At 54.3% G+C, this 14,679-nt stretch carries 12 protein-coding genes and 3 pseudogenes; 10 read left to right on the top strand and 5 right to left on the bottom strand.

Going from position 1 to position 14,679, the window contains the following annotated elements; translation table 11 throughout:
* The first annotated feature begins 122 nt into the window (after nucleotides 1–122).
* Nucleotides 123–1,313 (top strand): MFS transporter, encoded by a 1,191-nt coding sequence (locus QFW87_RS19345; RefSeq protein WP_283188589.1) that lies wholly within the window; start codon nucleotides 123–125, stop codon nucleotides 1,311–1,313.
* Between the two features lie 65 nt (nucleotides 1,314–1,378).
* Here the strand turns inward: QFW87_RS19345 and QFW87_RS19340 are convergent, their stop codons facing one another.
* Nucleotides 1,379–3,421, bottom strand: a complete 2,043-nt coding sequence (locus tag QFW87_RS19340) for a bifunctional DedA family/phosphatase PAP2 family protein (RefSeq protein WP_283188588.1) — start codon at nucleotides 3,419–3,421, stop codon at nucleotides 1,379–1,381.
* A gap of 669 nt (nucleotides 3,422–4,090) precedes the next feature.
* Here QFW87_RS19340 and QFW87_RS19335 point away from each other — a divergent pair.
* The 5 genes from QFW87_RS19335 (at nucleotide 4,091) to QFW87_RS19315 (ending at nucleotide 7,837) form a co-directional block, all read left to right on the top strand.
* Entirely contained in the window at nucleotides 4,091–4,855 is a 765-nt protein-coding gene (locus QFW87_RS19335) for a hypothetical protein (RefSeq protein ID WP_283188587.1), read from the top strand.
* A 29-nt stretch (nucleotides 4,856–4,884) separates the two neighbouring features.
* Nucleotides 4,885–5,322, top strand: coding sequence for a hypothetical protein (locus QFW87_RS19330; protein WP_283188586.1), 438 nt, complete (start codon nucleotides 4,885–4,887; stop codon nucleotides 5,320–5,322).
* Between the two features lie 109 nt (nucleotides 5,323–5,431).
* The gene (locus QFW87_RS19325) at nucleotides 5,432–6,097 is read left to right on the top strand and encodes a response regulator (RefSeq protein WP_283188585.1); all 666 of its coding nucleotides are present in this window, start codon (nucleotides 5,432–5,434) and stop codon (nucleotides 6,095–6,097) included.
* On the top strand, nucleotides 6,073–7,473 hold the full coding sequence (locus QFW87_RS19320) for an ATP-binding protein (protein ID WP_283188584.1): 1,401 nt from the start codon (nucleotides 6,073–6,075) through the stop codon (nucleotides 7,471–7,473). The genes QFW87_RS19325 and QFW87_RS19320 overlap by 25 nt, the downstream gene beginning before the upstream one ends.
* 178 nt (nucleotides 7,474–7,651) lie before the next feature.
* Nucleotides 7,652–7,837, top strand: coding sequence for a DUF3606 domain-containing protein (locus tag QFW87_RS19315; RefSeq protein WP_283188583.1), 186 nt, complete (start codon nucleotides 7,652–7,654; stop codon nucleotides 7,835–7,837).
* 170 nt (nucleotides 7,838–8,007) lie between these two features.
* Here QFW87_RS19315 and QFW87_RS19310 read toward each other — a convergent pair.
* Nucleotides 8,008–8,280 (bottom strand): annotated as a pseudogene (locus QFW87_RS19310) (TspO/MBR family protein); the annotation flags it as partial.
* 83 nt (nucleotides 8,281–8,363) lie between these two features.
* Here QFW87_RS19310 and QFW87_RS19305 point away from each other — a divergent pair.
* On the top strand, nucleotides 8,364–9,143 hold the full coding sequence (locus QFW87_RS19305; protein WP_283188582.1) for an SDR family NAD(P)-dependent oxidoreductase: 780 nt from the start codon (nucleotides 8,364–8,366) through the stop codon (nucleotides 9,141–9,143).
* A 449-nt stretch (nucleotides 9,144–9,592) separates the two neighbouring features.
* On the opposite strand, the gene QFW87_RS19300 is transcribed toward QFW87_RS19305, so the two are convergent.
* A complete protein-coding gene (locus QFW87_RS19300) occupies nucleotides 9,593–10,045 on the bottom strand; it encodes a PAS domain-containing protein (RefSeq protein ID WP_283188581.1) in 453 nt (150 codons plus the stop codon).
* A gap of 562 nt (nucleotides 10,046–10,607) precedes the next feature.
* On the opposite strand from QFW87_RS19300, the gene QFW87_RS19295 reads away from it, so the two are divergent.
* The 3 genes and pseudogenes from QFW87_RS19295 to QFW87_RS19285 all read left to right on the top strand — a co-directional run.
* Complete coding sequence (locus QFW87_RS19295) at nucleotides 10,608–11,600, top strand: TerC family protein (protein WP_283188580.1); 993 nt, start codon at nucleotides 10,608–10,610, stop codon at nucleotides 11,598–11,600.
* A gap of 273 nt (nucleotides 11,601–11,873) precedes the next feature.
* Nucleotides 11,874–12,042, top strand: a pseudogene (locus QFW87_RS19290) (IS630 family transposase); the annotation flags it as partial.
* Nucleotides 12,036–12,525, top strand: a pseudogene (locus QFW87_RS19285) (lactoylglutathione lyase family protein); the annotation flags it as partial. The pseudogenes QFW87_RS19290 and QFW87_RS19285, both read left to right, overlap by 7 nt.
* A gap of 217 nt (nucleotides 12,526–12,742) precedes the next feature.
* Here the strand turns inward: QFW87_RS19285 and QFW87_RS19280 are convergent.
* Entirely contained in the window at nucleotides 12,743–13,720 is a 978-nt protein-coding gene (locus QFW87_RS19280; protein WP_283188578.1) for a DMT family transporter, read from the bottom strand.
* The gene (locus QFW87_RS19275; RefSeq protein WP_283188577.1) at nucleotides 13,717–14,289 is read right to left on the bottom strand and encodes a TetR/AcrR family transcriptional regulator; all 573 of its coding nucleotides are present in this window, start codon (nucleotides 14,287–14,289) and stop codon (nucleotides 13,717–13,719) included. Before QFW87_RS19275 ends, QFW87_RS19280 begins: the two co-directional genes overlap by 4 nt.
* Between the last annotated feature and the right edge of the window lie 390 nt (nucleotides 14,290–14,679).

Below are 14,679 nucleotides of genomic sequence, written 5' to 3'. Positions count from 1 at the left end.
GGGGAGCGGTGTTCATCTTCCTGATTTCGGAAGCAATCCTGGCGGGCGTTTGGTTAGTCTACATGCACTGCTAAATAGCGTCCTCAGTCTCCTCTCGGTGCCGATGATTACAGGATGAAAATATGAGTAGCGGATGTTCAAGTACCAAAGCTGAGCCTCTTCCTATTCCGCGCACGATCTGGGCGTTGGGCTTTGTCAGCCTGTTTATGGATCTATCGTCTGAGTTGGTACACAGCTTACTTCCCGTGTTTTTGGTCACCACATTAGGTGCGAGTGCATTGACTGTTGGGGTAATCGAGGGGATCGCCGAGTCGACCGCCATGCTCGTCAAGATATTCTCTGGCGCCATCAGCGACTTTATTGGTCGGCGCAAAGGGCTTCTGTTGCTTGGGTATGGTTTGGCTGCCCTGACCAAGCCGCTTTTTCCTCTGGCCCACTCAGTTGAAGTGGTCTTCACAGCACGCTTCCTGGATCGAATCGGCAAAGGCATTCGTGGCGCGCCGCGAGATGCCCTCGTCGCAGATATTTCGCCGCCAGAGATCCGTGGGGCCTGCTTTGGGTTGCGCCAATCGATGGATACCGTAGGGGCCGTTCTTGGCCCCGCTCTGGCCATCTTGCTGATGTTGTGGTTCGCAGATATACAGCTTGTACTGTGGGTTGCAGTGATTCCTGCAGCTGTAGCGGTGGCTCTCATTGTCACCGGAGTAAAAGAGCCCATACACGACTCCCGAGAACACACATTTCGATCTCCAATTCATTGGAGAGTCCTTCACGACTTATCTGATGGGTATTGGTGGGTTGTTGTCGTGGGCGGGGTGTTTACGCTTGCCCGGTTCAGTGAAGCGTTTCTGGTATTACGGGCGCAACAGTTAGGCTTGTCAGTTACCTGGATTCCGCTGGTGATGGTAGTAATGGCACTTTTCTATACGTTGTCCGCTTACCCTGCCGGTTGGCTATCTGATCGTATCAGTCGCACGAAACTGCTCTGTGTGGGTATGGGATTACTCGTCTTATCGGATCTGGTGCTTGCTCAGTCCAGTTCTGTCATCACGATGATGCTGGGCGTTGCGTTGTGGGGGCTTCATATGGGATTCAGCCAAGGCATTCTTGCCTCGCTGGTAGCCGATAAAGCGCCTGGAAAACTCAAGGGCACCGCCTTCGGCATTTTCAATCTAGTTAGCGGTGTATGCATGCTGATCGCAAGCGTTCTTGCGGGCTGGCTATGGCAAAGCATTGGATCAGACAGCACGTTCCTCATGGGGGCATTTCTTGCCGCAACAGCTCTGCTCTTACTGTTACTTAAGAAACAATAATTCATTAGGCAAAGAGCTGAAGAATTTCGATCTGATTGAGCAGCTCACTTGTTGAACAGCGTGTGTCAGTAGTAAGTAGGCTCAGCATGGTGAGCTAACAGGACTTTGCCATCCCAATCCCCATCTGCCGTCCTAAGGGTTCGAGGTAGGAGCCGTCCATCGTCAAAAACGGCAGCTAGCTTGCTCCGTGGCGCATTCATACCAGGCTGTGTCGACGTCAACGTGACGAGGGATAGGGGATGATAGAAACGCTCCTCCACAACTGATCCCATCCACAGCGGTGAAGTACGCCCGTTCGTGAGCTCGATATCGACGACCCACACTCGAAGCACGAGGCGTGAGCGGGTAAGTGCGTCTGCACCACTCGGTCGAACAAACGTCAGACTGGGGAGGCGACCACCGGCGAAAAATGGAATAACTGGAAGAAATGCCGGGTCGGTTTGGACAGAAAGCCAATTCAAGGTATTCAATAGCGTCCAGTCCGCTGAGTCACGCCACTCATTTTTCTGCAGGACATCTTGCAAGTCTTTCAGATCACCGGCCCACTGGAACGTCAGCGGCTCATTCGTCTCGCCCATCAGATCAATACGCCGTACCGGCAGTTGCTGCCAACCCGCCTCCCACCAATCGGTGGTGGCCATGGACGGAGTTCTTTCGTTGACGGCATATCGGTCACTGTCGGTCGCATGGCTACGATAGATATTGAGTCCTCCGACAAGAATCAGTGCTGAACATCCGGCGGTGAATAGGCCCATTGGTTCAATGCGTCCGGCTTGGCGCCTCAGAAAGGACTGGCCGAGCAGGGCCAGCCACGCCGCTCCGAATGCCAGCCCCCCGAGTACGTCGGAAAACCAATGCGCACCGAGGTAGAGGCGCGAGAATGCAATCAGAAATATCAGGGTTGCTGCGCCGAGAACGACCGCAAGGCGCCATGCCGCATGGATCTCACGCGCGATGAGAAAAGTGAGGAAACCGTAGAGCACGACATTGACCGTGCTATGCCCGCTAGGGAAGGAGAACGCGCTCCACCCTGAGTAGAGAAGTTCACCGGGGCGAACTCGATGCAACGCTACTTTGATGACGGTGTTGAGCGCCGAAGCGCCGGCAATCGCAACCAGCCAATAGGTAGCTGTACGCCAGGCGCGTTTCCATATCAGCCACAGCAGGACAACGATCGTGACCGCCGCCACAACCTTGGTGTCGCCGAGTTCTGTAATAGCGATCATCACCGCATCGCTTGGTGCTGTACGAAGATCCTGAAGCGCGTGGTATATCGAGCTGTCTGCGAGCAGCAATGGGTCGCCGGTGACGACATCTTCGAGGATGCCAAAGAAGAGCCAGGCTGCACCGACGAGAAGCACACCCGACAATGCGAGAGTCCGTACTTCAGGCTGCGAAGGATTGAGTAAATGGGTGAGACTGCGGCTCAACCAGGTGTCGTGGGTGCCGGCCCAGTGCCGCAGCCACCCCAGTGCGTCGATGAAGTAAGAGATGCCGCGTCGCAACGTCCAACGCACGATATGCAGGAGCGCCCAGCCCGCCACAAGTAGAACGACCAGCAGAATCGCAAGCGGTTTCGCAGCCGCTCCGAGAATGCTGAACGTCGCGCCTACGAGAACACCTGACATGATATGCGACGAAGCCCAAGCGAACGCCGAGACAACATTGACGGCATAGAACCGGCTTACCGCCATTCCCAGCATGCCAGCGAGGAGTGGGATGAAGGCGCGGACGCCCGGCACGAAGCGCGCGAGAAATACACTCTTGGCGCCGTGACGCTCGAAAAAGGCTTCGCTGCTTTGGATCAGTTCAGGGTGGCGGTTCAAAGGCCAGAAACCAAGAATTTCGCGGTGGTATCGATGCCCGAGCCAGAACGAAAGACCATCACCCGCGATGGCACCTAATATGGCGGCGACCAGCAACGGCCAGAGCAATAACACGCCACTCGGCACCAAGGCACTTAGCGAGAGGATCACGGCAGTGCCTGGAACGACGGCCCCGATGATCGGGATTGACTCGGAAAGTGCCAGAACAAACACCGCCAGATAGGCGACATGCGGATGTGCTGTCAGGAACTCGATGATCGATGAGACCAGGGACGTCATCATTCGCGGGCAACCTATACGATGTCGGTTATGAGCAAGAACCATGAGAGACAGAGTGATTAGGTTTCTGAGTGGCAACCATGGTCGAACAGAGCGAGATGCCTGGGAAGCATTTTCAGATGTCCGCTTCATCGCTCGATGCAGGCGCCGGCAAGGCACTCATCATGTAGGGCGAGTTCATTCTGATGGGAGTTCCAAGCCAGATAGATTAGTCGAAAAGCCGCTCTAGCAGCTTCTCGATATGCGTCCCCTCATAACGTGCATTCAGCTCTTCGAGCTTTGCTGCTTTGCGAGCACCATTAAGTAAGCTGAGTCCATGAAGTGAATGAATGAAGCGGGGTAGCCTCAGAACTCTCTGCTTCATGGCCGTTAAGTGCTCCGAAAATGTCAGCCGATGCATCGGCTGCGGTGGTGACATTATCGCCTTTAAAGACCCATTTCCCCTAACCTGAATCGCTTACAGTTGCCGGGTTACAAAGGTCGTTTTTTTGAGTGCTCAGTACAGCGTGCTGTTAAGCATCCGTCCGGCGATTTCGCCTACCCGATGCATCAATGCTCAGGTAATCCAGGGATGCGGCCAATCGCATAACCACCCCTCAGTCTCAGCTAAGTTTCGCTACGTATCTTCTTTCCTACGCAAATTCAGCGAAGATTAGGAGAGGCGACCAGCACATGAATCTCGAAAAAGTCGGATGGCTCAACAAGGTGCCCGAGGTGACGCTGTCATTCTGGGTTATCAAGATTCTGTCGACGACGGTAGGTGAAACCGGAGCGGACTTTCTGGCCGTGGATGCCGGTTTGGGCGCTGGTTGGACGAGCATCGGAATGGCCGTTTTGTTAGCGCTCGCGTTGTGTTTTCAACTGCGTACCAAGGCCTATTCACCTTGGATCTACTGGTTAACCGTGGTGCTGGTGAGCATCGTTGGGACACAGATCACAGACATCATGACCGACATACTCGACGTCAGCCTGTACACCAGCACGGCAGTTTTTGCCGTTCTGCTGACAATCAACTTTCTAGTCTGGTACCGGATAGAACACAACCTATCGATCCGCGAAATCGTCACCCCGCGAAGGGAGCTCTTCTACTGGGCCACCGTGCTTTGTACCTTTGCTCTCGGCACAGCAGCGGGCGACCTGGCCACCGAAGCCCTAGGCCTGGGTTTCACTCTTGGCGTTGTAATTTTCGGTGCGCTTATCGCTGCGACTTTGATGGCATGGCGCGTGGGAGGCAACGTGGTGCTTACCTTTTGGATCGCCTACATCCTGACCCGTCCATTTGGCGCCTCTCTCGGTGATTTGCTGACTCAAGCTAAAACTTATGGTGGCCTCGGCATGGGAGCCGCTTGGACGAGTGCCATATTTCTGTGCGTGATTGTTCTTTTGGTCTTGGTCGCGCAGATCAGCGTTGGCAACCGTAAAGCTGTCAACCAATAACCTGTCAAAATGCCCATCAAGGAGTCGTTATGCGTACATTTCAGAATGTCATCCGCCACGTTGCTATTGCCTCATCGATCATTTTGCTCAGCGCCGCCGCTGGCTGCTCGAAGCCTGCCGATAAACCCGGCTCTGGCACTCCGACCACCTCGATAAGCGCGCCCGCCCAGTTCGGCTCGAAACTAGGTGATCTTTCGGAGTTTCGCACCATCGCCGCTGATGTCGCAGCGCTCGTCGATAAAAATGACCTGCCTGGAGCGAAAGCCCGTATCAAAGAACTGGAAACTTCGTGGGACTCTGCCGAAGCTGGCATCAAACCTCGTGCCGCCAGTGATTGGCATGTGCTGGACAAAGCCATCGACCGGGCACTGGACGCATTACGCAACAGCACTCCAAAGCAGAGCGATTGCAAAGCGGCAATGGATGATCTGCTGAAAGCTTTCGATTCGATGAAAGGCAAGCAATGACCCGCAGCTGTACATTGCGTTGATCCGGAAGCGGACAAGTCCCGACCCAAATGCTTCAATGCAGGCGCGGTGGTAATGATCGACGCGCCTTTTTTTTGCGGAGCGATAAATGCGGATATTGCTGGTCGAAGATGACCCGATGATTGGTGATGCCATTCAAGGCGCGCTCAATGACGCTAGCTACGCCGCCGACTGGGTGAAAAACGGACTCACCGCCCTTGCAGCACTGGAAACCCAAGCCTATGACATGGTGTTGCTGGATCTCAGCTTGCCCGGCAAAGACGGTCTTGATGTGCTCGATGGTATTCGTGGACGCAACAACCCGGTGCCGTTACTGATCATCACCGCAAGGGATGGACTGGATGATCGCCTGCGCGGCCTCGACGCCGGCGCGGACGACTTATTGCTCAAACCCTTTGCCATGGCGGAGTTATTGGCACGCATGCGCGCCGTATTACGCCGAAAAGGCGGCAGTGCCCAGTCAGTGCTAGACAATGGTGTGGTGTCACTGGATTTGGTATCCAAACAAGCGGCTACTGCGGAGACCCCCGATATTCAGCTCTCGAGCCGCGAGTTTGCCCTGCTACAGGCCCTATTAATCCGACCTGGAGCCATTCTGTCGCGCAGTGAGCTGGAAGACCGTATTTACGGCTGGGGCAATGAAGTGGAAAGCAATGCCGTGGAGTTTCTGATTCATGCGCTACGAAGAAAACTGGGGAACCACGTCATCAAGAATGTCCGGGGAATGGGATGGATGGTTTTAAAAAACGCTTGAACGACTCGGTACAGTTGCGGTTGTCCGTAACGCTGTCGCTTGCCATCCTGATCGTGGCGGTACTGGCAGGTATTTTCGCGTTTGCTTCTACGATCAACGAGTCGCACGAGATGCAGGACGAGACCTTGCGTCAAGTGGCCATCCTGTTTGATCGGCAAAAGATGACCTTGCACTATCCTGTGGTTGAGCAGGTTGTTGGCGACGACGAAGAGTCCAGGGTTAGCGTGCAATACTTGTCCGACAGCATTAAAGCGACCGGCAATGACGACGCAACAACACCGTTGCCCTTCCCGACAACACTGGCCGATGGCTTGTCGACCTTGAGCGTCGCAGGTGAGAATTTTCGCGTGCTGGTGAGGACAACGGTCGGTGGCGAACGCATCGTTGTCGCCCAAGAAGCTGACGTGCGTGAGAAAGAGGCGCGAAAGAGCGCTTGGCGTAGTCTGTTGCCGTTTCTCATTCTGTTTCCGGTGCTGTTGTTGGTGGTGAGCGATCTGGTGCGCAAACTTTTCCGTCCCATAGCAACCCTCTCGGAAGAAATAGATCGGCGCGACGAGCAGGCGCTACATCCTATCGACGAAAACCACCTACCAACCGAGATCCGGCCTTTCGTCGTGGCGATCAATCGAATGTTGACGCGCGTCTCGCAGTCCATGGAAGCCCAGCGTCGCTTCATTGCTGACGCCGCCCACGAACTGCGCTCCCCGATGACGGCCTTGTCACTGCAAGCCGAGCGACTGTCGGCCATAGAAATGTCGACTGCGGCCTATGAGCGTTTCTTGCCACTGTCTCTAGGAATTGAACGCAGCAGAAAATTGATCGATCAAATGCTGGCCTTGGCTGCAGCACAATCGAGCTCGGATCGAAAACCGACATCAGTTTCAGTCCTAAAAGTTTATCGACGGGCTCTAGAGGACTTACTGCCTCTTGCAGAGCGCCGGCACATCGATATCGGTGTTGAAAACTTTGAAGACGTACAGGTCGTTGGAAACGAAATGGATCTCTTCATCCTGGTCAGGAATCTGGTGGACAACGCCATCCGCTATACCCCTGTTGGTGGACGAGTTGACTTGGCTGTCGAGTTGGAATTTGAGACTGTGATCCTTGAAGTAAAGGACTCGGGCCCAGGTATCAGCGCAGAAGAACAGTTGCTGGTGTTCGATCCGTTTTACCGCAGCTTGGGAACCGATGAATCAGGCTCTGGGCTGGGTTTATCTATAGTCAAGGCGATTGCTGATCGTCTGGGGGCGCACATACGTATGAGTTTTGCGGATGAGATGAACAAGAACGGATTATGTGTTTCGGTCTGGCTAAAAAGAGGTAAGGCTGAAGCAGCCGGCCCGGTCATAGACCGCCCCGAGTTTCCTAACCCCTAGCTGCGGGCCGATCTCGGTCTTTCAATTATCAGATCGCGTAGGCCATAGCTTGAGCCGAAGTTTCGATATAGATGGTGTGGCTGTCTGCGCAATTCACGAATTTTTCACAAAAGCCAACGCGACCTGCCTGAACGGACTACTCTTCATTCTGCAGATTAGGCATGCCCCGGAGCTTTTCATGGAACAGCGAAAGCCAATACTCGGCACCGACGCGATTCGAATCAACGTCGAGGACATCACTGAACTCAAGTATTGGGCTGAAAAATTTGGGGTTTCAACGGATGAAATCAGATCAGCCGTCAGAGAGGCAGGTGATTCACTAACCGCAGTCACGCGACATCTCGACAGCGCACCACACGCTTGAGCAAACTAGCCCCTAACGTCATCGCGGACGAAGTGCCCGAGTCTCCCTAATCTTTGTGGTTAAGAACGCCGCCGCTGCAGCCCTGGTAGATGTCGATCAGCTCGTTTCTTGTCATTAAGCTTCTCCACATACGCGGGTTTTGAGTAGCCCATCGGGATTGAGCGCCAGCAGTTATTGCGTAAGATAGAAAGATTAAACGCCGCTGCGATATAAAGCCACACAAGGTAAGGAAACAGGATCAAGCCAGTGATAACGTCAAGCTGCGATGCCATCACCACCATCGCAGCGGCCACAACCCAGAGTAGCTTCAAGATCACCATGCCGGCGAAAATGTGGTGAGCGCCTAAAGATACCAGTGTCCATAGCGTATTAAGGGCAATCTGCGCCGCTCGTAAAGCCCGCCCCCCCTGACTTCCAAGTACCAATATCAACCGGTACCTAGCCTGATCACAAATTCCCGAATCACCGGCATTCATCGGCTTTTTTGCTATCGTGCATTAAATTTGTGATTACAAAGAGATAAAAAATGGCGATTCCAATATGGCAAGGTCAAGTCGCTCTGGTCAGCGGTGCGGGCAGTGAAAGTGGTATTGGTCTGGCGATCGCCCGACGCTTGGGCCGCGAAGGCGTGCGAGTCTTGATCACTGCCAGCAGTGCGCGGATCCAGCAACGTGTCGCCGAGTTGCAGGCTGAGGGTATAGACGCTCGGGCGATGGCAGCCGACCTGACTGACGAATTGCAAGTCAAAGCGCTGACCGATTGGGCTCATGAGCAGTTCGGCCATATCGATATTTTGGTCAATAACGCCGGTATGGCTATGGTCGGCAGCCCGGAGCTCTTCGTCGAAGTGGCGGACATGGATTTGGCGACCTGGAATCTATCTCTGGCGCGCAACCTGACCAGCGCTTTTTTGCTGACTCGTGCGGTGTTGCTTGGGATGAAGACGCGCGGTTACGGACGCATCGTCCACATCAGTTCGACGTCCGGTACACGCGGAAGCAATCCAGGTGAGTCGGCTTACAGTGCGGCAAAAGCAGCGATGCTGGGGATGAATATGGCCCTGGCGCTGGAAGTCGGTAAACGGGGCATCACCGTCAATAGCGTTGCACCAGGCTGGATTGATACGGGGGCATTGACCGAGGAAGAAAGCCGCGCCGGTTCCTACACTCCGATGGGCCGTGCCGGTCGTCCAGAAGAGGTTGCCGCTGCAGTGGCGTTTTTGGCGTCTCCGGAAGCCAGCTATATCACCGGTGAAGTGCTGGTGGTGGATGGCGGTAATTGTCTGGTCGAAAACAAGGCGCCCTGACGCTAGCTTGGACTGCTGTCTTGTAGTGAGCCTACTATTTAGTGAAGAAATCAAACGCGCAGATACTTGCTAGCCTTAGCCGGATGTTAGCTCCGCCAGCGTTGAAATAGTGACTCAGGTTGAGCGATTACTTTCAGGAGCTTCTATACCAGAACATCCGTGCATCCCAGCCATCCTTAAGCACCACGTTTGTCTTTCGATGACGTAGGGCATCGGCATACACCAAACTCGGCGAAAAACCGGGCCATTGGCATCTCGCCGGATAGCTGGAATGGGCCATGACCTTGTGCGCCATCTGATTACGATTACGGCAGTGCACAAATTATGGTGGATGATTGCGAGGGGAGTGGTTGGGTGCGTTACTTGAGAGTTCACCAGTACCTGGTTCAGAAACAGGAACGTTTTTACGAGTAGTTAATGGATCGTTAACCCATCAAGTGCGGATCCATCTAGGCTTTCGATTGCAATTGAGCTAGTTGGGTCTTCAGCTGTGCGACTTCAGTTTCCAGTTCCCGCACTCGCTCCCTGGCCTCAACTTCGACGCTGACGTCCTTCTGGACACCGATGAAGTAGGTGAGTTGATCTGTGTCGTTGAACACTGGGGTGATCGACAGTTCGTTCCAGAAGGCGCTGCCGTCCTTGCGATAGTTGCGAATGACTTGGCGGCAGGGGAGCAGATTCCTTATCGCCTCGCGGATTACTGTCAAACCAGCTTGGTTACGGTCATCACCCTGCAGAAAACGGCAGTCCTGGTACAGGATGTCGTCAACGCTGTACCCCGTCAGGCGCTGAAAGGCAGGGTTGGCATAGATCAGGATGTTTTCGTCGCCTTCCTGCTCTGCTACCACGATGCCATCGTTGGATGCTTCAACTACCAGTTTCAGCAGTTCTGCGTCGATCATTTTCAGTGCCCTAGTGAGTGACATTCCATTCTAGATCAACTTATCGCGTCTGGGCATGTTCTAGAAAATTATGGCCCTGCTTTTTATTGCATTCCTCATGCGCTGGGCGAAGCCCCAGGCCCGCGTAAACGCATTGCTGTCGACTCAAGGCTCCTTTATCTGATATGCAGGAGCGTTGAATTTTTTTGGCCGATTTAGTTGAAAAGTTTTGGGTTCTCAGCTCATCCGAGCTTCGTCACTATCATCACAGGAGAAGCGACTCACCACCGATCTTGCGTCGAGGATATTCAGGCTCATTTAATCGCTAAGTTCGGCAACAAAAACCCGGGGAGCCTGTCAGGTTTTGTTAAAAATTATTTGGACGCAGATATCATTTCTGCATATCGGTATTCCGATTTCCGATGCGGCCTACCAGCTTGAAATACCTTGCAACCCTTGCGTGATTGAGAAACCTCACGCGTCTCTCTAGATTTGATGTCGCAAAGCCGGGCCCCTCTGACAGCTACCCGCTGCCATGTCGGAGTTGCAGTTTGTATAACTTCGACAATTAGAGGAGGGGCTCATGACTGCCCTAGAACCGTTCTTTCTGGCCGAGTTCCTCGGCACCGCCACTTGGTTGTGGCTAGTCTTTATAAGCATCGTGATAGGCCTGTTAGTCTTCGACCTCGGAGTTCTTCACCGTGAGCATCGAGAAATCGGCGTTAGTGAAAGTCTGCTGCTGTCTGCTGGCTATATCACGGCTGGTTTGCTGTTCGGCCTCTGGGTCTGGCAGGTCAAGGGCGGTGACGCCGGGATGGATTTCTACACCGGTTTTCTGATCGAGAAATCGTTGTCGATGGACAACGTGTTCCTGATGGCGATGATCTTCAGCTTCCTCTCTATCCCGCGTAGGTATCAGCACGAGGTGCTGTTCTGGGGCATTCTCGGTGTAATCGTGCTGCGCGCGATCATGATTGGCCTGGGGGCGGCGCTGATCGCCGAGTTCAGCTGGATTCTGTATGTGTTCGGAGTCTTCCTGCTGTTGACTGGGGTGAAGATGCTGTTCAGCAAGGTCGATGCCCATCCGAACCTTAGCGAAAACCTGCTGGTGAAGTTCTTGCGCAAACACATGCGGGTAACCGAGCAACTGCATGAAGGGCGCTTCTTTGTCCTTCAGGCGGATGCCAGCGGCAAGTCCGTGGTCTGGGCGACGCCGTTGTTCTTAGCCTTGGTGCTGATCGAGTGTGCCGACCTGGTGTTCGCCGTGGACAGCGTGCCGGCGATCTTCGCCATCACCCAAGACCCCTTCATCGTCTACACCTCGAACATCTTCGCCATCCTTGGCCTGCGTGCGTTGTATTTCGCCTTGGCGGCGATGATTCACCGTTTCGCCTACCTCAAGTACGCGCTGGCACTGGTGCTGGTGTTTATCGGTGGCAAAATCTTCCTGGTCGGCATCATCGGCAAAATTCCGGCGGTCATTTCTCTGAGCGTGACCCTGGGGCTGCTGCTTGGCGGTGTGCTGCTGTCGCTGTGGAAAACCCGCGACCAGGCATCTGCTGGCTCGCAGCTGTGAATCCCCAACGGCGGTGGCCGCCAGTCGGCCGCCTCCTAGCGAATTGGCAACTCTGAGAAATGGGGAGAGTGATGAACAAGACGCTGCAAATGATAACAAAGGGGCTAGTACTGCTAGGCGTGGCCGGTTGTTAGTCAGCAGAGTAAATGGCGCAGAAATTGGCCGAGTAGACTGAACAAGCTTTGCAGGCTTTAGCCCGCGTAGTAGTCTATGGAGCCATGCAACAATTCAACTGTCAGGTGCACGAAGTACAGCAGTTCAATCAATGAGCGGCAGACTGCTGCAGTCACGCAGTGGCTTGAAAAGCATCCGCGTTTCGAATTGCACTTCACAACGACCAGCGGGTCTTGGCTGAACGCCTTGGAAGGCCATTTGCGCAGCTGGAAAGACGTTGCACCGGGCCTCCTTCACCAGCGTCGCTGACCTAAAGGCGGCTACCCGCTTAGCTTTTCTCATCTCGGCCTATCCGTCACAGATTTAGACGCCGCCGTGAAGTTCTACACTGAAGTCATGGGGTGGTATCTGATCATGCCGCCGACCACGATTACTGAGGACGACTCAGCTATCGGAGTCATGTGTACCGATGTATTTGGTGCCGGCTGGGGTTCGTTCCGTATTGCGCACCTGTCCGCAGGTGATCGGATCTACGTAGAGATCTTTGAGTTTCGCAATGCCGAAAAGCCGCAGAACAACTTCGAGTACTGGAAGACCGGTATCTTCCACTTCTGCGTCCAAGATCCAGACGTCGAAGGACTGGCCGCCAAGGTAATTGCCGCTGGTGGCAAGCAGCGCATGCCCGTACGCGAGTATTTTCCTAGCGAGAGGCCATACCGCATGGTCTATATTGGAAGACCCCTTTGGCAACATCCTGGAAATCTATAGCCACAGCTACGAGCTGATTTATTCGGCAGGGGCTTACAAGTAACGGCTAGCTGCCTAGGTTCAGAGAGCCTCAGCATCATGTCCTGTCCCTCTCGCTGAATTGCTGCCGCACAACTGGTCACCTATCAAAGAGGTGTGATTGCCGCTCGCTTACGTCGTAACCGTCGGCCAAACACACCTTCCCGACTCCGGCACTCAGGGCAATGATGCCAAATCAATCCAAAGTGGACACCTCAAATGCCCATTCCGGCGCAGTCGAATTAGTTTTGGCCAAGGTCAGTTATCCCACCACGCGTCTCGAGGCGTGTTTGCCTGCGATAAAAGGCGTGAATTGCCCACACCACGCCTACGAATAGCAACCCTGTTCCAAGCGCCTCCATAGGAGAGGGCCAGCGTTGGTTGATGAGCAGGCCCATCGTAGTTGCATAAATGGTTCCGCTGGCGATCAATTGCCCGCTTAGAGCCAGAGGTAGACGCCGAGTTGCGATTGACCACGCCCAGGCACCTGCAAGGGTGGCCCCTAACCCCTGAATCAACCCACAGACTATTAGCGCCTGAGTACCTGCTAACCCGCTCGGATGGCTAGCGAAGTGGGACAGGTTTAAGTGCAGACCAACGGGGATGAAGGCCAGCATCTCGACGCTGCACATGAAGATCAGCATGGCTGACCACAACATGGGGGACATGCTTGGGCGCTGAGCCAAAGCACTTTCATTTAACAACCCAAAACCAGTCCAAAATCCAATTGCCATTAACGATGCGAGCAGCCCAAGCAGTATCGAAGCTGTAGGGAGCACTGAAGTCGCACGGCTAAGATCAAACACGCTCAGATTGACCAAACTTATGCCCAATGCTGCGAGCAACAGTGGCCCGGCAATGGCGCGCCAGGGCACGCTGGAGCTTCGCATGTTGCCGGCAATCGCGAGCACGATCGGTACTGACCCCATCATCACCGGAGGGATCACCGGCCCAGCTGCCAAGACCGCAGTGGTGATCAGGAAGAAGTAGCCGATGTATCCTAAAAAGCCGAGTAGCGCGGCGCAGGCCCAATCGCTCAACCGCAATTGCCGCACTTCGCTACGGTAAACAAACAGCACTAGCAGGCTACCTAAACCGGCAAAGGCATAGCTAACAACAGCCAGATCAAAAAGGCTGTAATCGCCGACCAACCCCGGAAAAATGTAGAGCAGCGACCATGAAAACGTGGCGGCAATGGCCGCTAATAAGCCTAGGGTCATACGCTCTGCTCCTGCTGGCCCTGCTTCCGGATCCAGCAATGAGCTACGTGCCGGGCAGTGTCGAATACCCGAACTTCCTGGCCCATGGCGCCGCTGACAAAACTGCCCTCCAGCAAGATAAACAGCCCCTCAGCAACTACGCCAGGGTCGCTTACACCGGCGCTCATGGCCAATGCAGTAAGATTTTCGCGTATCCCTTGCTTATGCCTGCTCACTGCCAAATGCACAGGATGGCTAAACTGCGGGAATTCAGCCGCACTGTTGACGAACAGGCAACCGCGCCCGCTATCTTTCAAAAGAAAGCGTTGATACAAATCGAAGAACGCGAGCATGCCACTGACCGGGTCAGGGTGTCCTGCCTGGGTGCGCGCTACCTCTTCACGCCAGCGTCGGTCACGCTCCTCAAGGCAAGCCACTATCAGCGCATCCTTGGAGGGGAAATGGCTGTAGAGCGTCATCTTGGTAACACCCGCCATCGCGGCGATGGCCATGACACCAGTCATGTATATACCTTGTGACAGAAACAGCTTCAGCGCTGAGTCAATCAAGCGCTCACGGGTATTGTCCAATTTAAGGCACTCCGGCATAGGGACGGAGCTGACTATACTGACCGGTAAGATTGGGGTGCATCCAAATACGACTTGAATCATGGCCGCTACGACACAGGCCGCAGCATGCAAAAGCAGCAGTAAATCGCAGGATTTGGCCAGCCAGGACGTTCATTACGCTAGCTAAATGCCCCCTGTACCCAAGTGGTTAACGCATACGCTCTTGCCTCTGGTATGTGAGGGGAATCGATCCACGGGTAAGGATGTGCATTTCTGGGGCTAGTTGTAGAGGTCGGCAAAGCGCCAATAACATCATCTTTGAAGCCGATTACGCTTGCAGCGACGTTTGGGGGCTTGCCTATCACACCGGATAAATTACCGAAGCTGGAACAAGCACGTTTTCTGGCAATT

The sequence above is a fragment of the Pseudomonas sp. PMCC200344 genome (assembly GCF_030053095.1).
In the GTDB taxonomy this organism is placed as follows: Bacteria; Pseudomonadota; Gammaproteobacteria; order Pseudomonadales; family Pseudomonadaceae; genus Aquipseudomonas; species Aquipseudomonas svalbardensis.
This window is presented reverse-complemented; position numbering and strand designations above follow the sequence as displayed.